The following is a 22,495-nucleotide window of genomic DNA, read 5'->3' as shown; positions in this document are numbered from 1 at the left end:
TCAGAATACCATATTCACCCTGCCCCACAGGGTCCTGCCCGGCTCGGTAATCGGCCTATCGGCCGCGTAGCCGAAGCCGCTGTTGCCCGCCAGGTTGAGGTGCTCGCTGTAGCGCTTGTCGAGGATATTGTCGACGCCGCTGCTGAGCTTGATGCCTTTGGTTAACCTGTAGGCCACATTGGCCGACAGGACGCCGAAGCCGGGGCTGGCGGCAAAATCCTTACCCGCCGCATTGCCCTGGTTGGCGGCGATGCGGCGCTGGGCGCTGACCACGCGCCATAGCGCGGTGCTGCTAAAGCGTTGCCGTTCATAGGTCAGGCCGGCACGGGCGTCCAGCGGCGGCATCTGCGGCAACGGACGGCCGTCGCGGGTATTTTTGCCCCACGACCAGGCAAGGCTGGCGTCGGTTTTCCAGTGTTCGGCCAGCCGATACCCCATGCCCAGCTCCGCGCCCATGATATGGGCGCTGATATTGACCGCCTGGCTGCCGTAGGCATTGTTCGGGTCGTATTTGACTAAAATAAAATCATCCACCCGTCCGGCATAACCGGACAGCCACCCGTTAAAACCGCCATTCACGTAGTGCCAGCCGGCATCGATCTGGGTGGTTTTTTCACTTTTCAGCGCGGCAAAGGGATCGGATCCCGGCCGCGGTCCGGCTTTGGGTTTGAATAATTCCCAATAATCCGGAAAACGTTCGGTATAACCTATGCCCGCATACCACAGCAGCGGCGCGCTCAGCTGCTGCTCGTAACGGATAAAGCCCGCGGGCAGGATTGCGGCGCGCGACCGCGACCCCGTATCATCATATTTGTCCGCCAGGCTGCGATCGAGGCGCGCGCCGCCGATAATACGGTTATGCCCGGAGGCATGCCAGGTCAGCTCGCTGAACACGCCGTAATCCTGAAAACGCGCATCCCGGTCCCAGCCGGTGCTTTTTTTGACGCGATGTGTGTTGGTTTGCATGTCCGCGCCGGACTGCAGCTGGAAATCGGTCCACAGCCAGGTGCCGGCGGCGCGCCCCCCCAGGGTGCGACGATCCGGGTTACTGCGCCGGGCGGCGTTTGGCGGCCCCTGGCGTGCGCGCATCGTGCAGCAGCGGGCGGCGGCCGGCTGCTGCACGGGAGAGCGCAGGCTGGTGTTGTCCATGACATGATTGGCATAGCTGTAGTAGAGCTGGGCCTCGACCCGGTCCAGCACATCACCGATACCGGTTTTCTCAAAGCGCGCGCCCAGGCTTTCGCGTTTGATTTGCGCGCCGTCCATGCCCCGGCCCGCATAACTGGCCTCGCCGTTGCCGCGGCCCAGGGTCAGCTCCATCCGGGTGGCGTCATCCGGCGTCCAGCCCAGCGCCAGGTCGCCGTTCCATTTATCCCAGCGCGAGGGCACGCGGCGTCCCGCGCCGTCGCGATAGTCGCCGGCGCGGGACTGGTTGGCGGACAGTTGCATATAGCCCAGCGCATTGCCCACGGCGGCCTGGACAGTTTCATCCCGGCGCCCGTTGGATCCCGCCAGCAGGCCAAGCTGGGTTTTTACGCCGGCCTTATCGAAATGCGGAAAGACGCGTTCGAAACGCAGGGTGCCCGCCGAGGAGCCCGGCCCCCACAGAACGGTTTGCGGGCCTTTGACCAGGGTCAGGACATCATAGCTTTCCGGGGAGATATAGGCGGTCGGCGCATCCATGCGGCTTGGGCAGGTACCGAGGATTTCCGCGCCGTCGGCGAGTATTTTCAGCCTGGATCCGAACATGCCGCGAAAAACCGGATCGCCGTTGGTGCCGCCGTTGCGGATCTGGGCGAAGCCGGGAATGGTTTTAAGGTAACCGGCGCCATCGCTGGCCGGCAACGGCTGGCGCGGCGTCTTGGGGGACGTGACGACGGTCAGCGGGGAATGCAATGGCGCGGTTACCGTTATCACATCGCTGTCGGCGATGACCGGCGGCGCGGCGGCGGACGGCGCGGGCACAGGATGGGCGACGGCGTGGTGGGCCGCCACCAGCGTAAATAACGGTATCAGGCCGGTCAGACGGCGCGGCGGACAGGTGTCTTTAGGGTGTATGGGGTAGCCAGACATCATCGTTCCTTGTGATTGAGTTTTTGCTTCCTGATAAGACGGAGATAAGGGTGCTACCGGCGCGGACGGTCAGGCCTGTTCATGTCCGGCGGAAGGGATGGCGCGTTGGCGTGATTCAGGGGGGAACGGGTATGTGCCGGCGATACGCGCGGCAGAGATACACGGGCGTTCACACGGCGAGCCGCAGGAAATAACGCCGCAAATGCTACTGTAACAAGGTCTGTAGATTGGCGCCATCAGCCTGAAAAACGTCCATCACGTTAATGCGGGATTGTACGTGATAGGCCAGGATGGCGTGTGATAACTTAAATTTCGTTTATCGTTGGTACGGCTTTGGCCTGTTCATACAGCCGGTGCCACATGCCCAGCACCAGCACCTGATCCGGCGGCGACAGTTCACCATTGCCGATAGCCTTGGCCAGGCAGGCCTGTACCCGATCGTGCAGCGCTTCAAGGGTATGCTCGTTATTTTCCTCCGCTTCGGCGACCGCCAGCGTCAGGTGGCCGCGCAAATAGCCGCCGGCAAATAATTCATCGTCGGTGGCATGCTCCACCATATCGTCAATTAACGCCAGGATACGCGTTTCAAAAGTTACGATCATCGAATGTCCTCATTCATTATGCAACGTCGGGGCGGCATCTATCGCGACCGGGGAACGGAACTGGCTCCGCGTTAACGGCGGGGTATGGTAAAACGCATGCAACGCCTGAATAAAACAGGCCGCACGGTCAGGAATACCCTGGTCGAGATAGCGGATGACCTGCCCATGCACCAAGCGCTGGAACGCGATACGGTCCGGCTCGCTATCGCCATTGAGATTATCGCAGCTGACATTGAAGGGAAACCCCGCCGCCGCACAAAATAGCCATTCCAGGGCCTGGGGCTTGATTTCCACCTGCTCGAACTGGCGCTGCGTGGTGTCGTCGCGCCCGTCCGGGCAGTACCAATAGCCAAAATCCACCATTAGCCGGCGCCTGGCGCCGGCGATACACCAATGGGAGATTTCATGCATGGCGCTGGCGTAATAGCCATGGGCAAAAACAATGCGGTGAAAAGGCAGATCCCCATCGGCCGGCAGGTAAATGGGTTCGTCGTCGCCCCTGATTAGCCGGGTGTTAAGCGTGTCGGCAAAACAGCCGTCGAACAAGGCGATCAGGTGCTGAACATCATGGGTTTCGCTAGACATAATCTCGGTTCGGTTATCACAATGAAGACAGCCAGAGCGCAATCGCCGCGCCATGGCTATCGTACAAAAGTTTCAGGCTCATCAGGAGCGATACCACCACGATGGTCGGGCGTATCAGCCGTTGCCCCTTGGTGAGCACCATGCGGGCGCCCAGGCGCGCGCCCAGGATTTGCCCGGCCAGCATGACGACGCCCACGCTCCACACCACCTTGCCGGCAAAGATAAACAGCAGCAGTCCGCCCAGATTGGAGGTGAAGTTAAGCACCTTGGCATGGGCCGTGGATTTCGCCAGGTTAAAGCCGCACAGCGTCACGTAGGCTAGCGCATAAAAAGAGCCGGCGCCGGGGCCGAAAAACCCGTCATAAAAGCCGACGCCACACCCGGCCACCAGCGCAAAAGGCCAGGCGGACAGGCGGCGCTTGCGATCGTCCTCGCCGATATGCGGCATCAGCAGAAAATACAAGCCGATGCCTATCACCAGCAGCGGCAATACCTGGCGCAACAGGTCGGCGCGCAGATGCTGGATCAGTATCGCGCCGGTCATCGAGCCAATAAACGTCATGGCGATGGTCAGCTTCTGGTTGCCAATATCCACCGCCCGCTGGCGCACAAAATAAAGACTGGCGGAGAAGGAACCGCCCACCGACTGCAGTTTGTTGGTGCCCAGCGTCTGCGCCGGCGACAATCCCGCCGCCAGCAGCACCGGCAGGGTAATTAACCCGCCGCCGCCGGCAATGGAGTCGATAAACCCCGCCAGCATGCTGACGAAAAACAACAAGGCAAACACCAGCGGGGAAACCGCTAACCAATCCATGAATGAATCCAGTGGTAAAAAACCCATACCCGCCCGGCATGAAGCCGGGCGGCGCCAACCGGCGCCCGTGCCGGACGCTCCCCGGCCCGCGGCGGCGTCGGTTATTGCGTGATCAGATGGCGATCCAATAGCGCCTGACAGGATGCCGGCAGCGGCGGCGGCGTTTTTTTCACCGGCGGCACGCCCGGTTTCGGCGGCAGGAACCAGCTGTCGAGCTCGGCGCCGCAGCCGTCGCCGGCGGGCGGCGGCGCCTGCTCACGGCATTCCAGGCTGTCGGCGGGACAGCGCAGGCGCACGTGCATATGGGCGCGATGGCCAAACCACGGGCGTACCTTGGTCAGCCAGCCGCGATCATCGCCCGCCACCCGGCACAGCTGCTTTTTAATCGCCGGGCTGACAAAAATCCGCGTGACCTCGCTGTCTTCGGCGGCCAGTTTGATCAGCATCGCGGTTTGCGGCTGCCATACCGCCGGATTAACATCGCGGCCGTTAGCCGTCACCAGATCCAGGGGCTGCGGTTTGAGCAACTGCTGCGCCGTCCAGCGCTGGCGCGGCAGTTGCAGCCAGATATCCACGTCCAGGCCCGACTGATGGCTGGCGTGGCCGCTGCCGAAACGCCCGCCCGCGGGCATGGCCATATCGCCCACCAGCAGCACGTCGCCCAGGTTGAGATGGCGGATCTGATTGCTCAGGCGCAGGATAAACATCAGCAGATCGGGATGGCCGTAAAAGCGCCGCTGGTCCGGGCGCAAGACCTGGTAGTTGGCCGCCTGCAGCTGCAGCGGCTGCGCGCCGATAATGCAGCCGTTGGCGAACTCGCCGATGGCCTGCGCCGGTCCGGGGACCGGATGGTTGATGCTCTGCCACGGCGTTGGCGCCGCAAACACCTGGACGGAGGCCAGGGCCAGTAATCCGACTATCCATTGCCGCATCATATTACCACTGAGGAAGGGTTGAGTTGACATCGCCGCACTGCGCGCGCTGGCGCAGGAAGTGGTCCATTAATACCATCGCCATCATCGCCTCGGCGATAGGCACCGCCCGGATGCCCACGCAGGGGTCATGGCGGCCGCGCGTCACCATTTCCACCTGCTCGCCGGCGCGGTTAATGGTCTGGCCGGGCACCATGATGCTGGAAGTGGGTTTCAGCGCCAGATGGGCGAGTATCGCCTGGCCGCTGCTGATGCCCCCCAATACGCCGCCGGCATGGTTGCTGGTAAATCCCCGCGGCGTGATTTCGTCGCGGTTTTCACTTCCCCGCTTGGCCACCACCGCAAAGCCGTCGCCGATTTCCACGCCCTTCACCGCGTTAATGCTCATGAGGGCATGGGCCAAATCGGCGTCCAGACGGTCGAACACCGGCTCGCCAAGGCCCGCGGGTACATGCTCCGCCACCACCGTGACTTTGGCGCCGATGGAGTCGCCCTCTTTCTTCAGAGCACGCATCAGTTCGTCCAACGCCTCCAGCCGGTCCGGATCGGGACAGAAAAACGGATTTTGCCCGACCTGGTCCCAGTCTTTCAGCTCGCAGGCGATGTCGCCCATCTGCGCCAGGTAGCCGCGCACCGTCACGCCGAATTTTTGCGCCAGGTATTTTTTGGCAATCGCACCCGCCGCCACCCGCATGGCGGTTTCCCGCGCCGACGAGCGGCCGCCGCCGCGATAATCGCGCACGCCGTATTTCACCTCGTAGGTGTAATCGGCATGGCCGGGACGGAAGACATCCTTGATGGCGCTGTAGTCCTGCGAGCGCTGATCGGTGTTTTCAATCAACAGGCCGATGCTGGTGCCGGTCGTCACCCCCTCGAACACGCCGGACAGAATCTTCACCTGATCCGCCTCGCGCCGCTGGGTGGTATAGCGCGAGGTGCCGGGCTTGCGCCGGTCCAGATCCTGCTGCAGGTCTGCCTCGGTCAGGGGCAGGCCCGGCGGCACGCCGTCGACGACGCACCCCAGCGCCACCCCATGGGATTCACCGAAGGTGGTGACGCGAAATAATTGGCCGATACTATTCCCTGCCATCAGGACGCCTCTCTCAATGTGTTAACACGCATACCGGTTAATCCTGGAATATTGTAAAGCAATCGCCACAGGCCACAAGCTGTTCGCGGGTCAGTGAGAATACCCCCTCACCGCCGTGGTCAAACGTCAGCCAGTTAAACGGGACGTCGGGGAACTGCTCGATCAGATGCACCATGCTGTTGCCCACTTCGCAGATCAGCACGCCGTCGTCATTCAGGTACTGCGGCGCGCAGGCCAGGATGCGGCGCACCAGCTTCAGGCCGTCGCGGCCCGCCGCCAGCCCCAGCACCGGCTCGGCGTGGAACTCCTGCGGCAGGTCGTTCATATCCTCTTCATCCACATAAGGAGGATTGGTGACAATCAGATCGTAGCGCAGGGCCGGCAGTTCGCGGAACAGATCGGAACGCAGCGGCGTGACCCGTTCGTCGAGTCCGTACGCCTGGATATTGTGCTCGGCCACCGCCAGAACGTCGGCGGAGATATCCACCGCGTCCACTTCCGCCTCCGGAAAGGCAAAGGCGCTGGCAATGGCGATACAGCCGCTGCCGGTGCACATATCCAGGATATGGCCGGGCGGATGCGGCAGCAGGTCGCGGTAGCGATCGTCGATAAGCTCGCCGATGGGCGAACGGGGGATCAGCACCCGTTCATCCACATAGAATTCCAGGCCGCAAAACCAGGCTTTGTTGGTAAGGTAAGGCACCGGGATACGTTCATTTATCCGGCGCACCACCCGCTCCACGATGCGGTAGCGCTCGCTGGACGTCAGCCGCGACCCATACATGTCCTTCGGCAGGTCCAGCGGCAGGAACAGGCTGGGCAATACCAGCTGCAACGCCTCGTCCCAGGGATTGTCGGTGCCGTGGCCGTAGAAAATCTGCGCGGCGTTAAAACGGCTGACCGTCCAGCGCAGCAGATCCTGAATACTGTGCAGTTCGGCGACGGCCTCATCCACAAAAATTTTGTCCAATTATTTCACCCCAGGGCATGATGCGGTTCTAAGGACATAGTTTGCCATGAAGCGCACGACAAAGCAGCAGGCATCGCCCCGTCATGCCGCGTGATGGCCGACATTTTTTACCGCTGGGGGAAAATGGCGCCGGAAATGGAAAATTTCGCCGGAAAATGACAAGACGGGGTAAACTTGCATAAAAGCAGCAAACGCAGAGCAGGGAATGAAAAAAAGATACCAACTGGCCGATGAAGAACGCCATCTGTTCCGGGAATCCATCGCCGGTACGCGCCCGTTGCGCCAAGATACCGTCAAGCCCCCCAAGCCGCGTCGCAGCAGGGCCGTCCTGCCCGCCCGGCGCTTGATGCAGGAACAGGTGGACGCCAGTTTTTATTTTTCCGATGAGTTCCAGCCGTTGCTGGACAGTGAAGGGCCGGCGCGTTATGTACGCCCGGACGCCAGTCCCTATGAGGTGAAAAAACTGCGGCGCGGGGATTATACCCCCGAGCTGTTCCTCGACCTGCACGGGCTGACCCAGGCGCAGGCTAAAGAGGAACTGGGGGCGTTGATTGCCGCCTGCCGGCGGGAACATGTGCACTGCGCCTGCGTCATGCACGGCCACGGTAAACATATCCTGAAACAGCAAACGCCGTTATGGCTGGCCCAGCACCCCGATGTGCTGGGCTTCCACCAGGCGCCGAAAAACTTCGGCGGCGACGCAGCGCTGCTGGTCCTGATTGAACTTAGCGCATAGCGCCTTAGACTTTCACCAGCAATTGCGCCGGGCTGACCTGCCACTCCAGTTTGCCCTGGCCGCTTTCGCCCTCCAGGGTGACGCAGGCCACCGCCGAGGTGGCGAACATCGGCGCCTGCTCGTCGGGGCATAAATCAGCGACCAGGTAGCCCACCAGCGGCAGATGGGAAACGATCAGCACCGATCCCAGACCTTCATTCGCCAGCGCCTGCAGATAACAACACACCAGGTCGACGTCGCCGCCCGGCGTGAGTTCGGGCAGGCTTTCCTCGCCGTCCGGCAACACCAGTTCGTCACGCAGCACGTCCAGCGTTTGCCGGGCGCGCAGATAAGGACTGACCAACACACGATCGGTATCGAGGATCCTGGTACTTAACCAACATGCCATCAGGCGTGATTCATCACGACCGCGAACTGTCAGAGGCCTTTCCGCATCACTGGCCGCTTCGAGCTGAGCGTCGCCGTGCCGCATAATTAAAACTTGCATAGTGCACCGTTGTTGTTTGACAAAAACGCGAAAGATAAACGCAACGACCGGGCCTTTGCGCTCGAAATCGCGTAAATAAAACGCTGCTTTTTACATCAATACCCGCCATGGAGTCAACACATGGACGTTAATTGATCCTCCGCCAGGCTTTTCCATAGGGGAAAAACCCGCAGCAGACTGAGGCTATTAGCGTATGACAACTATTACCGGTAAAGGTGCAGGCTAAGTAACATATTTACGAATATCCCCCGGAGAGTGGCCGGAACCGGTAAATCAGCAAGCGGCCACGGGCCAATCCGCTCATAAGCTTAATATTGGCATGATGGCACGAAAAATAAAGCGTAGCGCCAGGGATCACGACGTCTGGAACGACGCCGCGGGCGCCGGCCCACGGTAAAGTAAGCCATAATTGCGCGCCCGGGCGCGATAACGACAAGGACGGAAAGGGTTACGGCGCCGGTATAATCTTGCCCATGGGTCATCAAACGCAGGCCCGGTCACGGGCCTGTCATGAGCGGATTAACGCAAACCGAGCTGGAAAATCAGCGTTTCAGCCTGGCAGCTGAAGGTAAAATCAGCGTTTAGCTCAACGCCGCCCTTAACGGGTTCGATGCGGCTGCTGATGTCGCAGGGATCGGATTCCACCGCGCGCGCTTTTTCCGTCAGCATCGCCAGCATGGCTTCCGCTTCCTGGCGCTGTTCAAACACCTTGCTGAACGACGCCGTGCAGTCTTCGTTATCAATGATAGTGCCGACATCGACACAGCAACAGGCGGCGGTTTCTTCAGCACTGCATTTGTTAATAGAGTGAGTCATTGCAATCTTCTCCACAGGATTTACCTGTTTGACAATAATAAGCCGTTCAAAAGTATCTACGGCTTATCATACTCCTGTACACCCAACGTTGATAGGGCCGGCTCCGCCGGCTATTGCGAATCGATATCCTTCAGATCGCCCTGTATCGCCTGGGCGTTGGGGTTTTCCTGCGGTTTCAGCCGGCCGCCGCTGGCCAGGAAATCATGCCGCTGGAAATAGGCGGCGCGCACCAGCGCATAAGGATCGGCGGAATTGCGCAACAGGCTGTCGGAGTCCAGCAGCTGCGCGCGGGTTTCCACGCCTTCGAATACCCATTTACCGGCGGACATCCACCAGGTGAGATAACTTAACACCGGATAGAAGTTGTCCACCGCCCCGCCCAGATCCTCGCGCGGGGTAAAGCTGCCGTAACCCGGCAGCACTACATAAGGACCGTAGCCGACGCCATAGGTGCCAAGGGTACTGCCGAACCGGCGCGGTTGTTCCTTAGCCAGCTTGGGATTGGCCATGGACGCCACGTCGATCAGGCCGCCCATCCCCAACAGGGTATTGAGGAAAAAACGGTTGAAGTGGATCATGGCTTCATAGGGCTTGCCGATGGCGAAATAGTTGACCATGGAGGCCGGTTCTTCAAGGTTGCTCAGAAAATTACCCAGGCCGTTGCGCGCGGGCTTGGGCACGTAATCGCGCCAGGCCACCGCCACAGGACGCACCACGTACGGATCCAGGACATTGTAGTTAAAATCAAACATCGTACGGTTAAACCCTTCCAGAGGGTCCGAACGCTGCTGTGAAGACGGATCGGTTTTATCGCTGGCGCATCCCAGAAGCAATACGCTGGCCAGCGCCAAACCTGACAGGCGGTAATTCATCATTCAACTCCATTTATTATTGTTATGCCGGCCGCTAGGGCATGTGTTGATCTATGCGCACGGCGATCCGGCCGGTGCCACTGAAATCCTGCAACGCGCTCTCGCCAAACCAGTCGCCGGGCCTGGCGTCGGCGCCACCGTCACGGGCAATCCTCACCCGTACCTTTACCTGTCGCTGGGCGGAAAGCAAACGCTCCGGCAACATGGCATTGCTGTCATCCAGCGTTAACGATAACGGAAAGCGGCTCAATGGCAAAGTTTTAACCGCAACCGGTACCGGACTTTTTCCGTCGGTGACCGAAATAAACAGCGTTCCTTGTGCCGGCGGTTTATCGTCCAGGGCCGGCGCCAAAGTAACATCCACGGTAAGTTTCGCCGTCTCCTGGCCTGACAACGCGCGCGCCTGGTTAATCACGCGCCTGATGGCGTCGCTATGGGCATCACCCGCGGGCAGCAGGGTCAATACCTGGCGCCACAGGCTTATCGCCTGCGCGTAGTCGCCTTGTTGATACAGGCCGACCGCCAGCAGGTTAAGCGCCGTGATGTTGCCCGGCTGCCGTTTGAGCAGCGCGCGCAGCAGGCTGTCGCCTTCCTGGTTGTCGCCCGCGTCGGCGGACCGGGTCAATACCCCGGCGTAATCGAGCGTAATCGCGTCATCGTCCGGGGCCAGACGATGGGCGCGTTCAAACGCCTGGGTGGCCATGGCCGCATCATTCATTACCACGCCGATGCGCCCGAGGATCAGCCAATCCTGGGTCTGTTGCGGATGTTCGCGCAGCGAGGCGCGCAGCCCGACCGCAAACCGCGCCAGCTCCTGCGCCGACAGCGGGCTGGCATGCGGGTCCATAATGCGCGCCCGCAGCGCCGGCATCTCCGCCACCGTCTGCTGCCAGCGCCATACCTGGAACGCGCCGCCGGTCCAGGCGTAAAACGCCAGGGTAACCAGCACCAGAGCCGCCGCGCCCGGGATCAGGACCCACGCGCCCAGCGGCGGTCTGGCCGGCGCCGGCGCCACGGGGATATCCGACAACAGGTTTTGCTGCAGCTCCTCAATATGCAGGGTACGCTCAGCCACCACGCCCTGCGCCTCATCCTGGGCCAGTTCATCCAGCCGGTGCGTAAAAAACGCCTGGTTCAGGCTGTCGCGGGTTATCGCGCCGCCTTGCCGGCGGTAGCGCAGCGCCGGCAGCACAAACAGCGCGCAGGCCATCGTCAGCAGTAGGGTAAAGGTCATGCCGGCTATTATCATGGCTGTTCCCGATTGGTTTTTTCCAGCAACCGCGCCAGACGCTGCCGTTCCTCGCTGGATAGCGGACTGCGTCCGCCACGCCGCGACGCGCGCAGCACCACGGTCAAACCGCCGGCGATCACCACCGCGAGCGGCCCGAGCCACAAAAAAATCGTCAGTGGATTAAGGGGCGGCACATAAGTCACGAAATTACCGTAGCGCGCCACCATGTAAGCGATGATCTGCTCCTTGCTCCTGCCCTGCATCATCAGCTGATAGACCTTGGCGCGCATATCGGCGGCAATAATCGCATTGGAGTCGGCGATACTGTTGTTCTGGCACTTCGGGCAGCGCAGTTGCTGGGTCAGTTCCCGGTATTGCTGCTCCTGCGCCACACTGTTGAACTGCCGGGTATCTATCGCCGCACCGGCGCTAAAACCCAGGCAAAGGCACAGCAACAACATAATGCATTTTATCGCCATGCTCATGTCCCCTTGGCGTATTGCTGGTACAAGGGCAGCACCTCGCGCCGCCAGACGTCGGCATTCAGATCGCCCGCGTGGCGATAGCGTATTATCCCCCGGCCGTCGATGAGAAACGTTTCCGGCGCGCCATAGACGCCCAGGTCCAGCCCCAGCATGCCGTCGCCGTCGTACAGGCTCAGCGTGTAGGGATTACCCAGCGTATTCAGCCAGTTAACCGCTTTGAGGCGATCGTCTTTGTAATTCAGGCCCACCACCCTGACCCCCTGGGCCGCCAGGGTATTGAGGAACTGGTGCTCGGCCCGGCAGGTGGGACACCAGGTGGCCCAGACGTTAAGCAGCATCGGCCGCCCGTCGCGCAGTACCGAGCGATCGTAGGTCCTGGCGGGATCGTCAAGGGACGCCAGCCGGAAATCCGGCACCGGCTTGCCGATCAGCGCCGATTCCAGCAGCGTGGGATCATCGCCATGGGCATTGCGTGACAATTGCACGATAAATGCGGCGGCCAGCAGCAGGAACAACACCAGCGGAATATACAGCAGCTTTTTTTTCATAGTGGCACCCGACGTGCGGCCCGGCGGGCTTTTTTGTCGGCCCGGTAACGGGGGTCGGCCAGGCAGCACAGGCCGCCGGCCACCATAAACAGACCACCCAGCCATATCCAGCGGACAAAGGGTTTATAATAGAGCCTGACCGCCCAGGCGCCGTCATCCATCTCCTCGCCCAGCGCGGCATATAAGTCGCGGGTCAACCCACCGCTGATGGCCGCCTCGGTCATCACCGTGCGGCTGACGCTGTAAAAGCGCTTTTCCGCCCGGAGCATGGCTTCCGGGTGGTTATGGCGCGTCACGTCAAACACCGCCGCGGCGCCGGTATAATTAGGACCGCGCAAATCCTCCACGGCGCGGAAGACGAAGTGATACGCCTTGATGTCCACGCTGTCGCCGGTTTTCATGCGCACATCGCGCTCCAGGCTATAGTTCTGGCTGAAGGTGATGCCGATAACCGTCACCGCCACGCCAAGATGGCCGAGCACCATGCCCCAATGGCTACGGGTAAGATGGGCCAGCCCGCGGATAAAGCGGTGGCGATGGGTGGCGCGCTCGTGCACCTCCATCAGCGTCAGGATAATCACCCACAGCGACATCATCAGACCCACCACCGTCATGGCCTCGATCTCATCGCCCATCAGCCGGGGCAGCAGGATGGAAAGCGCCAGCGTGGCCGCCATGGCCAGCGCCAGGCGTTTAATCAGCGTTTTCGCCTCGTCCCGGCGCCAGCGGATTAACGGCCCGATACCGAGCAACAGGGCAAACGGCGCCATCAGCCAGGTAAACATACTGTTGAAAAAAGGCTCGCCGATGGAGATGCTGCCCATGCCAAGCTGTTTATGGATAAGCGGCAGCAACGTGCCGAGCAATACCACCAGCATCGCGGCCATCAGCAGCACGTTGTTGCCCAGCAGGAAGGTCTCGCGGGAGAAAACCTCGTGCTGCGCGCGGCTCCTTACCTTGCCGCCCTTGATGGCGTACAGCAGCAGCGAACCGCCGATCACCAGAATCAGGAACGCCAGGATAAACATGCCGCGCGCCGGGTCCGAGGCAAACGAATGCACCGACACCAATACCCCGGAACGCACCAGGAAGGTCCCCAGCAGGCACAGGGAAAAGGCGGCGATGGCCAGCAGCACCGTCCAGGATTTGAAGGTGCCGCGTTTTTCGGTCACCGCCAGAGAGTGCAGCAGCGCCGTACCGGCAAGCCAGGGCATAAACGAGGCGTTTTCCACCGGATCCCAAAACCACCAGCCGCCCCAGCCCAGTTCATAATAGGCCCAGGCGGACCCCAGCACGATGCCCAGCGTCAGGAAAATCCAGGCCGCCTGGGTCCAGGGACGGGACCAGCGGGCCCAGGCGGTATCCAGCCGGCCGGCAATCAGCGAGGCGATGGCAAACGAGAACGCCACTGAAAAACCCACATACCCCATATACAGTAGCGGCGGATGAAAAATCAGGCCGATATCCTGCAGCACCGGGTTTAAATCATGCCCGTCGATGGGAATATCCGGCAGGGTACGCGCAAACGGGTTGGACGTGAGCAAAATAAACGCCAGAAATCCGCTGTTGATCATGCCCATCACCGACAGCACCCGGGCGACGGCCTCATCCGGCATGCTGCGGCTGAACAGCGCCACCGCCAGCGTCCAGCAACTGAGCAACAGCACCCACAGCAGCAGCGATCCCTCATGGGCGCCCCAGGTGGCGGCGACCCGGTAATACACCGGCAGCGCGGTATTGGAATTATTCACGACATAAGCCACGGAAAAATCATTGACCACGAACGCATAGACCAGACAGGCAAAGGCGCCGGCGATGGACGCAAACACACCGTAGGACAACGGCCTGGCCACCGCCATCAGCCTGGCGTCCTGCCGCGAGGCGCCCCAGAGCGGATACACCGCCAGCAACAGCGCCAGGCCGATAGCCAGGCACAGCAGGAAATTACCGAGTTCCGGCATCATGGCTGTTCCTTAGACGGCGCGGCCTGGGCCGTATCCTGCCCGGGGTAGGGTATTTCGCCGCGCGCCAGGCGTTGCGTCCGGTCCTGGGGTTGGCCAGTCATGCCGGCCTGCACTGCGCCTTCGGCCATGGCGCGTTGACCGGCGGGCCGAGAATGGGTTTTCATCGCATCCTTCACTTCGGGCGGGGTATAGTTTTCATCATGTTTGGCCAGGACTTCACGCGCCTGGACCAGATTGCCCGCGCCCAGCACGCCCTGCGCCACCACGCCCTGCCCTTCGCGAAACAGATCCGGCAAAATGCCGTCATAGGTGACCGGTACGGAGCCGACGGCGTCATAGATCCTGAAGGTGACCTTCAGGGTATGGGCATCGCGCTTTACCGATCCCGGCATGACCATGCCGCCGATGCGCAGGCGCTGCCCGATATGCGGCAACTCCTGCCGCTCGCCCTTGCCCTCGAGGATCTCGCGCGGCGTATAAAACAAATCGATATTGGAACTGAGCGCGTAGAGCACCAGCGTGACTATCAGCGCGGCGCCCATCAGCATCACGACGGCCAGGTAAAGACGGCTTTTACGGCGCGGCGTCATCGGGCATCCCCCCGACGCGCGGACGGATCGGCCGGCGCGCCGCCACGGCGCATACGCAGGGCGCGCGCCTGCTGCCTGCGGATAGCGTCGAGCAGCTGTTGTCGCCGCCACAGGGTATGGGCTATCAATCCGGCCAGCGACGCCAGGGTAACCGCTACCGCCAGCCAGACGTAGAAACCATAGCCGCCCATGGCGAAAAACGCCGTCCAGGAGGTGAAAGCCGGGCTCACGATCGCCGCGCCTTATCAGCCAGCGCCACCGCCCACGGGCGATGGCGGTCCTGTTGCAATATCAGGTTGCGTAAACGCATCAGCGTCAGGGTGGCGAAAAACAGCAGATAACCGAAGATCGCCCAGCGCAGCGGAGTGCGCATGCTGGGATCAATGCTTTGTTGCATATTGGTCGAGCCTTGATGCAGGGTATTCCACCACTGCACAGAGTAATGAATAATCGGGATATTGACCACGCCCACCAGGATCAGGATGCCGGCGGCGCGCCCGGCCAGGCGCCGATCTTCAAACGCGTTGTACAGCGCCATAACGCCGAGGTAGAGAAACAGCAATACCAGCTCCGAGGTCAGCCGGGCGTCCCATACCCACCAGGTACCCCACATGGGTTTGCCCCAGGCGGAGCCGGTAACCAGCGCGATAAAGGTAAACGCCGCCCCCACCGGCGCCATGGCCGCCGCCGCCAAATCGGCCATCTTCATCTGCCAGACCAGGCCGATAAACGCGGCAACGGCCATCGCGGCATAGATACCCATGGACCACATGGCGGCGGGCACATGGATATACATGATGCGGACACTATCGCCCTGCTGATAGTCCGGCGGGGCGAAACCGAATCCCCAGCCCCAGCCGAGCAACAGCGTCGCCGCGCTCGCCAGCGCCAGAACCGGTATCAGCCGGCCGCACAGCTGGTACAGCCGCTCCGGCTTCGCCCACAAATGTAGTGTCTTCCACATTATTGTTTTGCTCACAGTAAAAATACATAACACGGCCTGTTCTTGCCGGCAGGCCGCAGGTTATTGCAGACTCACGCGCAGCGCGGCGGCGGCGGCGAAAGGCGCCAGCAGCGCGCTTCCCGCCAGCAGGGCGCCGAGGATCGCCAGATAGCCGTCAAAGGGCAGCCCCTGCGCGGCGTTATCCAGCGCGGCGGTGGCAAATATCAGTACCGGTATAAATAATGGCAGCAACAGCAGGCTTAGCAGCACCCCGCCTTTACGCAATCCCAGGGTCAGGCCGGCGCCGATAGCGCCGATCAGGCTCAGGGTGGGCGTTCCCAGTAATAACGACAGCGCCATTGCCTGCCAGGTGTGGCGGTCCAGCGCCAGGAACAGGGCCACCAGCGGCGATAGCAACAGCAGCGGCAACCCGGTGACCAGCCAATGCGCACAGATCTTGCCCATTACCACCAGCGGCAGCGGCAGCGGCGACAGCAGCAACTGCTCAAGCGTGCCGTCATGAAAATCATCGCGGAACAACCGCTCCAGCGACAGCAGGCAAGCCAGCAGAGCCGCCACCCAGATGACGCCCGGCGCGATCCGCCGCAACAGCTGCGGTTCCGGCCCCACCCCCAGCGGGAATAACGTAATCACGATCAGGAAAAACCACAGCGGATTCACGATATCGGCGCGGTTGCGCAAGGCCAGCCGCAGCTCGCGGCGCACAATCAGCCAGAACATGGCGCCGCCTCCCCCTGCCGTGCGGCCAGGGCCATTTTGCGCACCCGCGCATGCGTGTCCGGCAGCGCCTGATGGGTGGTCAGCAGCACGCTGCCCCGCGCGTCGGCGTGCGCGGCAAACAACGACATCAGCTGCGCCACGCCTTGTTGATCGATGGCGGTCAGCGGTTCATCCAGGATCCACAGCGCTGCGGGGCTCAGCCACAGACGGGCCAGCGCGATACGGCGCTGCTGGCCCGCGGACAACCCCGTCGCGGGCAGGTCCTCGTATCCCGACAACCCCACATGCTCCAACGCCCGCCACAGATCCGCCTCATTGCGTCCGCCGCCGCCCAGCGCCTGGAAGAATGCCAGATTTTCCAGCGGCGTCAGGGACAGATTAATCCCGGATAGATGGCCGATAAAAAGCATCTCGCGGTGATACAACCCGCGCTCGCGGCGAATCGGTTGCTGCCGCCAGCTGACCTGGCCCTCGTCCGGCTGTGCCAGCCCGGCCAGGATCCGCAGTAAAGAGGTTTTACCGGCGCCGTTGGCGCCCTCGACCTGGACAATGTCGCCGGGGGAAATGCGGAAGCTCAATCCGGAAAACAACACGCGATCATCACGAATACAGGACAGGTTGTTTGCTTCCAGCATCAGAAACCCAATTCATCATTAATTGTATGGCGATCATAGCATAGGCGACTATCGCAGCGCTGTTCATCGCCATTGCATTCTTTTTCGGTCCAAGAAGGATTGTATTAGATCAATAAAACGCAACAAATACCAGCAAAGTTAAAATTTTGTTACGTATTGCCCCCCGCTGGTGACAATTCTACCGGCGACTCCGCCGACCCGGCGGACTTCTTTTAGCGCCGCCGGAACAAAATACCGCTACGCTTATTGATTAACAGCGAATGTATTAATAACCCGACGGACACGGATGAGGAATGCGGATGAGCGAGACCAACAAACATGATGATCCCGGCGTCGCCGTGGAGAGTGACGAGCATGACGCCAATACCGATATCGAGGTGAAAGAACAGAATCTTCCTTCGCGCGCCGCCGCCATACATGAAATGATCCGCGAAGAGGGTGAAAAGGAGCTGGAACGCGACGGCCAGGCGCTGCTGTGGTCGGCGGTGGCCGCCGGCCTGTCGATGGGCGCGTCGCTGATGGCCAAGGGTATCCTGCATGCCCATCTGCCCGAGGGCGCCGCGGGCTTTTTGCTGGAAAACCTGGGCTACACCCTGGGTTTTATTATTGTCATTATGTCGCGCCAGCAGCTGTTCACCGAGAACACCCTGACCGCAGTGCTGCCGATTATGCAAAAGCCCACCGGCCATAATATCCTGATCCTGCTGCGATTGTGGGGCGTGGTGCTGCTGGGCAATCTTGCCGGCACCGCGGTGGTGGCGTTTGCCTTTCTCCATATGCCGATCTTTAATCCGACCACGCGCGAGGCCTTTGTCGCCCTATCGCAGGCGATCATGGTCAATCCTCCCGGCGATATGTTCGCCAACGGCATTATTGCCGGCTGGATTATCGCCTCCATGGTTTGGATGATGCCTTCCGCGGGCAATGCCAAAATCCTGGTGATTATCCTGATGACCTACCTGGTGGGGATTGGCGATCTTACCCATATTGTCGTGGGTTCGGTGGAAGTGTTCTACCTGGTCTTTAACGGCGATATCCCCTGGCATCACTTTATCTATCCGTTCGCCCTGCCCACCCTTGCCGGCAATATCGTCGGCGGCACCTTTATCTTTGCCCTGCTCAGCCATGCGCAGATCCGCAACGACCTCAGCCGCCAGCGCAAGGAAGCGCTGAAAAAAGACGCCGCCCGGGACGGGCAACGGAAAAACCGCCGCCAGAAAGTGGATACCGGTGAGGAGTAGCACGCAGGGCCTGGCGGCGGAGGCCCTGACTGCCGCGCCGCGCGCGGGCAAACGGTTTTTTTTGCCCGCGTTTGTCGAAGGAATGAGCAAACGCGCCGTTAAGTGCTTATTTTCGGTGCATAATCGGGTATAATCATGCCCGCTACAGGGTCCTCGTAGTTAAACGGATATAACAAGCCCCTCCTAAGGGCTAGTTACAGGTTCGATTCCTGTCGGGGACACCAACACCGCCTAAATCCGCATAATTCCAGCTAAACAAATCCCGTCTCGATTCGCGTCACGTCTGCATGCGAACTAAACCCACCTGAAACTCAAGCAAAGAGTCGATCTTCTTCGCCGCGATAAGCCGGTTTCACCCTGATGCGCCGCAAGACGACGGCTTTATTATCGTTACGGCGGCCAGTAAAAGGGCTGGTATATATCCACGACCGCCATCCCTTAGCGATGACGCGGGAGGTACGCCTCTAATGGCTATCGCCCAAGACAACGCTGGGAAACGCCGAAGAGCTGGCGCACGATTTCACCATACCGGCTGAAAATTTTCTTTCAACCCTGTCAGTCAAGCTATCGGCAATACTCACAACGACAAAGTAGGGATTATCAAATAGACCGATAATCATGAGCTGTAACCGCCGATTCATTTCATGAATTTGTATTCCCCCATTGTTCTACTTCCGTAATGCGAATAACTTGTAATTATTACCCCACAGATAATTTTTTATTCACCCTAGAAAAATTTTACTATCTGCACACCATTTATCTTTCTGTGACCCTCATTGTGATTAATTTAAGTTTTTAAGCAAACAATGCATTCGAAGAGCGTGCAAGCTATTAAGCATCGAAAGTAATAATTCACAAATCAATACTGGGTAAAAGTATGGAAGAAATACTCACTGTTTATGCCAATCCACCAGCAATAACAAAAAATTGTATAGATATTCCTTTTGACCGTTCAAAACCGTTCAGTAGTATATTATGTGGAGTTTATAACGCCTCTGATGCTGTTTTCCAAGAAATAAATGCCAATTTATCACATATAGAAAACGTTGTGCCTATTCATAAAAATGCCAGAGAACAAATTGAACAGGCACAAAAGAATATTATCGAGGCAAAACTGGCACACTTAAAATTAATGGCTACCGAATCAACCAAGCTGGACGCGCATCAGCAACAAGTGAAAAAATTGATTGAAGATCAAAAAATTTCTTTAAATCACAGGAACGCCGACTTGGAGAGAGTGAGGAATTTACAGACAAACCTACATAACAAAATGCAAGTTTCTCTAACAAAACAACGAGAAATTTCTAACTCTATTGTGGCAACAAGCGTACAAAGCACACAGGCACAATTCCGTACACAGATGGCAAAAAGTATGGCATCTATGCAACTCGCTGGTGACTTGCTTGGAAAATCTAGAGCTTTTCAGCAAGCAAAGAAAATAGCGGAAAAACAAAGGCAAGAAGATGAGCACCGGTTGCAGGAATTAGCTAGAGAAAATGAAAAACTTCAAATGCAACTGCTTGAATTGCAGAAAAATGAACAAGAAATACAAAGATATTCTTACAGGCGTAATTTTGAACTAGAAATAATCAAATCACAATACAATTCTGCGGAAACCCATCAACAGGCCGTTAAGAGTCGCCACGAGGAAGCGGCAGAGCGTTATAAATTATATGATAAAGAAATTCATAGCATTAAAAATTTGGTTAATATATTCGGAGTTAAAATTGACTCACATTCTTCAGTTGCGCAAAAAGATATTGAAATAAAAAACAACATTATCACTCTTAAAGAAAAAGCACAGCAAGTTGAACAATGGCTTAAAGAAACCCATGCAAGGCTTGCATTACAACAAAGCCACCCATCTATGATAAATCATCATTTTGATCATTGCATTAACGACCTAAATAACTCAGATCTTGAACCCGAGCCAAAAGAACGCCTGATTAAAAAATGGGACGAGTTGCGTCATACGGAACTAAACAACAAGAAAATAATAATATCAGGCTCAGAACTTGAATTAAGCAATATAACTCATATCCATAATCAAATTAATGAATGCATTGTATATTTCAAAGAAAAAGAAGAACAGTTGAAAAGATATGTTGCCAAGCGCGATTTCGAGCTAAAAATAATAAAATCACAATACGAATCAGAAGAAATCCATCATCGAGCCGTTAAGAGTCGCCACGAGGAAGCGGCAGAGCGCAACAAATTATATAATAATGAAATTGATAGCATCAAAAATTTGATTGATATATTCAGAGTTAAAATTTACTCTCATTTATCAGTTACGCAAAAAGATATTGAAATTAAAAACAACATCTTCACTCTTAAAGAAAAAGCACAAAAAGTTGAACAATGGCTCAATGAAACTCATGCGAGACTTGCATTACAACAAAGCCATCTATCAATGATAAATCATCATTTTGATCATTGCATTAACGACGTTAATAACTCAGATCTTGAGCCGGAGCCAAAAGAACGCTTGATTAAAAAATGGGATCAGTTGCGTCACACTGAGCTAAATAATAAAAAAATAATAATTTCACGATCAGAACTTGAATTAATAAATATAACTAATATCAATAGTAAAATTGATGAATACATTGCATATTCCAAAGAAAAATCAGCCAAAGTTGACTCATTGATTAATAAACTTAGCTTTTTGAACACTAAGCAACAAACCCTGAAGAAAAATGAAGTTACCAATTGTGAGACATTGGTATGTGACCTGGGCACGCAGGCTAAATGGGCATCGATTGAGGCAAGTCAGACGCTCGCTTTTGCCGGTGGAATAGCCGCGGGTGTCCCCGCTGAGCTGAACGACACCGTAAATGGAATAATCCATGCTGGAATGCATTACTCTGAAACGTATGCCGCACTTAAAGCGCTCGTTAATAGCGGTGACGTACTTGGTAACGTATCCGAGGCTATGAAGGATAAATGGGTAGCTCATCTCGACAAAATGGTTGCAGCCCAAGAAAGAGGCGGTGTTGCTGGATATTTTGAGGCAGGCGTTGAAGGAGGTAAGCTTGTCACTGATGTGGCATCGCTGGGGGCTGTCGGAGTTGGCGCAGTAAAAGTAGGGAAAGTTGCAGTACAGGCCGGGGTTTTAGCGGGGGCTAAAATAGCCTCTAAGGCCGAATCTTGGATAGCACGCACATTAGCTAGGTACCCTACTGTTAAGCTTGCCGATACCGGAATTAAATGGGGATATCCTATTGATAAGCAGGGATTGCCGTGGGAAAAATTTTTAGAACCAAATTTCACAAAAGGTTCCAAATTAACGAAAAATTTCCAAGCATTTGATTTCTACGACCCCGCGACTAGAACAGCTATCAGTGCAAAGACTATGAATACTTTAACGACAGCTAAAATAGCAAAACCACAAAAAATATTCGGAGACTTAAAAAAATATGTTGATGATGCAGCTAATTTTAAAGAATATAAGCTTGGAAAAGATTTTCTTTCAGATTCCATGATAAAAGAAAAAGAATTGAGATTAGCCGTTCCCGCCACAACAAATGAATCCCAATGGTTGCAAATCGAGCGTGTCATAGCGTATGGTGAAAGTAAAAGCGTTAAAGTATTGGTGACAAGGGTGGAATAATGACTTTCATACAAAATGTTGATTATTGGGCAAGTGCATCTTGCAATGAAAAATTTATATGCCTCGAGACGCTTTCAGGCTTAGGGCGTGTTCGACAAGATTTTACTGTTCCTTCCATTTTCCTTTCATTGAGTTCAAGTGAAGAAACAGTAGGTGAAAGTACATTAATAGCTTTATCTAAAAGTCGCACATTGAAATTAGATGAGTATGCCATTTTTTTCAACCACCAAGACATGGACAAGGAATATAACTTATGGGTAGCCAAAACAATTGAAAAATTCGAATTCGCGTCCCGAAAAGCATTATTCAAAAACATGAAAAGCTGTTCATTACATTGCATAAATGGAATGATAACAATCAGACCTAGCCGTCACGTAAAGCTAGAGGCATGGAGTGGAGATGGCATAACAGAGTCTGACTACGTCCGTACCCCCGCCGATAGCTCACCCGCTGAAATCGGCGCCGCCCTGCGTTTAGCCTTCAGCCGCTGTATTGGCTGACAAACAGCCTCGGCTTATGCCGGGGCT

General features: G+C 57.3%; 22 protein-coding genes, 1 tRNA gene and 1 pseudogene. 5 read left to right on the top strand and 19 right to left on the bottom strand.

The window, feature by feature from the left end:
• The 7 genes from ABUK12_RS24080 to prmB form a co-directional block, all read right to left on the bottom strand.
• The gene (locus tag ABUK12_RS24080; RefSeq protein ID WP_410016762.1) at positions 1-2,073 is read right to left on the bottom strand and encodes a TonB-dependent copper receptor; all 2,073 of its coding nucleotides are present in this window, start codon (positions 2,071-2,073) and stop codon (positions 1-3) included.
• Positions 2,074-2,378: 305 nt separating this feature from the next.
• A complete protein-coding gene (locus ABUK12_RS24075; protein ID WP_410014177.1) occupies positions 2,379-2,675 on the bottom strand; it encodes a YfcL family protein in 297 nt (98 codons plus the stop codon).
• 9 nt (positions 2,676-2,684) lie between these two features.
• Positions 2,685-3,260: an elongation factor P hydroxylase gene (locus ABUK12_RS24070; protein ID WP_410014176.1), complete on the bottom strand. Its 576-nt coding sequence runs from the start codon at positions 3,258-3,260 to the stop codon at positions 2,685-2,687.
• Positions 3,261-3,276: 16 nt separating this feature from the next.
• Positions 3,277-4,074 carry a sulfite exporter TauE/SafE family protein gene (locus tag ABUK12_RS24065; protein WP_410014175.1) on the bottom strand — a complete coding sequence of 266 codons (798 nt, stop codon included), beginning with the start codon at positions 4,072-4,074 and terminating at the stop codon, positions 3,277-3,279.
• 101 nt (positions 4,075-4,175) lie between these two features.
• Positions 4,176-5,006 (bottom strand): penicillin-insensitive murein endopeptidase, encoded by an 831-nt coding sequence (mepA, locus tag ABUK12_RS24060; RefSeq protein WP_410016761.1) that lies wholly within the window; start codon positions 5,004-5,006, stop codon positions 4,176-4,178.
• Between the two features lie 4 nt (positions 5,007-5,010).
• Positions 5,011-6,096, bottom strand: coding sequence for a chorismate synthase (gene aroC / locus ABUK12_RS24055; RefSeq protein ID WP_410014174.1), 1,086 nt, complete (start codon positions 6,094-6,096; stop codon positions 5,011-5,013).
• Between the two features lie 37 nt (positions 6,097-6,133).
• Positions 6,134-7,066, bottom strand: coding sequence for a 50S ribosomal protein L3 N(5)-glutamine methyltransferase (prmB, locus tag ABUK12_RS24050; RefSeq protein WP_410014173.1), 933 nt, complete (start codon positions 7,064-7,066; stop codon positions 6,134-6,136).
• Positions 7,067-7,271: 205 nt separating this feature from the next.
• Between prmB and smrB the strand changes: the two genes are divergently transcribed.
• Complete coding sequence (gene smrB / locus ABUK12_RS24045) at positions 7,272-7,802, top strand: endonuclease SmrB (RefSeq protein WP_410014172.1); 531 nt, start codon at positions 7,272-7,274, stop codon at positions 7,800-7,802.
• 4 nt (positions 7,803-7,806) lie between these two features.
• Here smrB and sixA read toward each other — a convergent pair whose 3' ends face one another.
• From sixA to ccmA, 12 genes and pseudogenes are all read right to left on the bottom strand, one after another.
• Positions 7,807-8,289, bottom strand: a complete 483-nt coding sequence (gene sixA, locus ABUK12_RS24040) for a phosphohistidine phosphatase SixA (protein ID WP_410014171.1) — start codon at positions 8,287-8,289, stop codon at positions 7,807-7,809.
• Between the two features lie 519 nt (positions 8,290-8,808).
• A complete protein-coding gene (locus ABUK12_RS24035; RefSeq protein ID WP_410014170.1) occupies positions 8,809-9,105 on the bottom strand; it encodes a YfcZ/YiiS family protein in 297 nt (98 codons plus the stop codon).
• 110 nt (positions 9,106-9,215) lie between these two features.
• Positions 9,216-9,977, bottom strand: a complete 762-nt coding sequence (gene mlaA, locus ABUK12_RS24030; protein ID WP_410016760.1) for a phospholipid-binding lipoprotein MlaA — start codon at positions 9,975-9,977, stop codon at positions 9,216-9,218.
• A gap of 34 nt (positions 9,978-10,011) precedes the next feature.
• Positions 10,012-11,226 (bottom strand): c-type cytochrome biogenesis protein CcmI, encoded by a 1,215-nt coding sequence (gene ccmI / locus ABUK12_RS24025; RefSeq protein WP_410014169.1) that lies wholly within the window; start codon positions 11,224-11,226, stop codon positions 10,012-10,014.
• The gene (locus tag ABUK12_RS24020) at positions 11,223-11,681 is read right to left on the bottom strand and encodes a cytochrome c-type biogenesis protein (RefSeq protein WP_410016759.1); all 459 of its coding nucleotides are present in this window, start codon (positions 11,679-11,681) and stop codon (positions 11,223-11,225) included. Before ABUK12_RS24020 ends, ccmI begins: the two co-directional genes overlap by 4 nt.
• A gap of 8 nt (positions 11,682-11,689) precedes the next feature.
• A complete protein-coding gene (locus tag ABUK12_RS24015; RefSeq protein ID WP_410014168.1) occupies positions 11,690-12,241 on the bottom strand; it encodes a DsbE family thiol:disulfide interchange protein in 552 nt (183 codons plus the stop codon).
• Positions 12,238-14,205, bottom strand: coding sequence for a heme lyase CcmF/NrfE family subunit (locus tag ABUK12_RS24010; protein WP_410014167.1), 1,968 nt, complete (start codon positions 14,203-14,205; stop codon positions 12,238-12,240). Before ABUK12_RS24010 ends, ABUK12_RS24015 begins: the two co-directional genes overlap by 4 nt.
• Before the next feature lie 140 nt (positions 14,206-14,345).
• Positions 14,346-14,795: pseudogene (gene ccmE / locus ABUK12_RS24005) on the bottom strand (cytochrome c maturation protein CcmE); the annotation flags it as partial.
• Entirely contained in the window at positions 14,792-15,025 is a 234-nt protein-coding gene (ccmD, locus tag ABUK12_RS24000; protein WP_410014166.1) for a heme exporter protein CcmD, read from the bottom strand. The gene ccmD and the pseudogene ccmE, both read right to left, overlap by 4 nt.
• Positions 15,022-15,759, bottom strand: coding sequence for a heme ABC transporter permease (locus ABUK12_RS23995; RefSeq protein ID WP_410014165.1), 738 nt, complete (start codon positions 15,757-15,759; stop codon positions 15,022-15,024). Before ABUK12_RS23995 ends, ccmD begins: the two co-directional genes overlap by 4 nt.
• A gap of 60 nt (positions 15,760-15,819) precedes the next feature.
• A complete protein-coding gene (gene ccmB / locus ABUK12_RS23990) occupies positions 15,820-16,479 on the bottom strand; it encodes a heme exporter protein CcmB (protein ID WP_410014164.1) in 660 nt (219 codons plus the stop codon).
• Positions 16,467-17,114 carry a cytochrome c biogenesis heme-transporting ATPase CcmA gene (gene ccmA / locus ABUK12_RS23985; RefSeq protein ID WP_410014163.1) on the bottom strand — a complete coding sequence of 216 codons (648 nt, stop codon included), beginning with the start codon at positions 17,112-17,114 and terminating at the stop codon, positions 16,467-16,469. The genes ccmB and ccmA overlap by 13 nt, the downstream gene beginning before the upstream one ends.
• 299 nt (positions 17,115-17,413) lie before the next feature.
• On the opposite strand from ccmA, the gene ABUK12_RS23980 reads away from it, so the two are divergent.
• From ABUK12_RS23980 to ABUK12_RS23965, 4 genes are all read left to right on the top strand, one after another.
• Positions 17,414-18,355 carry a formate/nitrite transporter family protein gene (locus ABUK12_RS23980; RefSeq protein ID WP_410014162.1) on the top strand — a complete coding sequence of 314 codons (942 nt, stop codon included), beginning with the start codon at positions 17,414-17,416 and terminating at the stop codon, positions 18,353-18,355.
• A gap of 149 nt (positions 18,356-18,504) precedes the next feature.
• A tRNA-Arg gene (locus tag ABUK12_RS23975) sits at positions 18,505-18,579 on the top strand.
• Positions 18,580-19,232: 653 nt separating this feature from the next.
• Entirely contained in the window at positions 19,233-21,968 is a 2,736-nt protein-coding gene (locus tag ABUK12_RS23970) for a hypothetical protein (RefSeq protein WP_410014161.1), read from the top strand.
• The gene (locus ABUK12_RS23965) at positions 21,968-22,468 is read left to right on the top strand and encodes a contact-dependent growth inhibition system immunity protein (protein WP_410014160.1); all 501 of its coding nucleotides are present in this window, start codon (positions 21,968-21,970) and stop codon (positions 22,466-22,468) included. The genes ABUK12_RS23970 and ABUK12_RS23965 overlap by 1 nt, the downstream gene beginning before the upstream one ends.
• The last annotated feature ends 27 nt before the right edge of the window (positions 22,469-22,495 follow it).

Origin of the sequence: Sodalis sp. C49, assembly GCF_046352915.1 — a bacterium.
Classification (GTDB): Bacteria; Pseudomonadota; Gammaproteobacteria; order Enterobacterales; family Enterobacteriaceae; genus Acerihabitans.
Note: the sequence above shows the minus strand (reverse complement) of the source record. Positions and strands in the feature narration are given on the sequence as shown.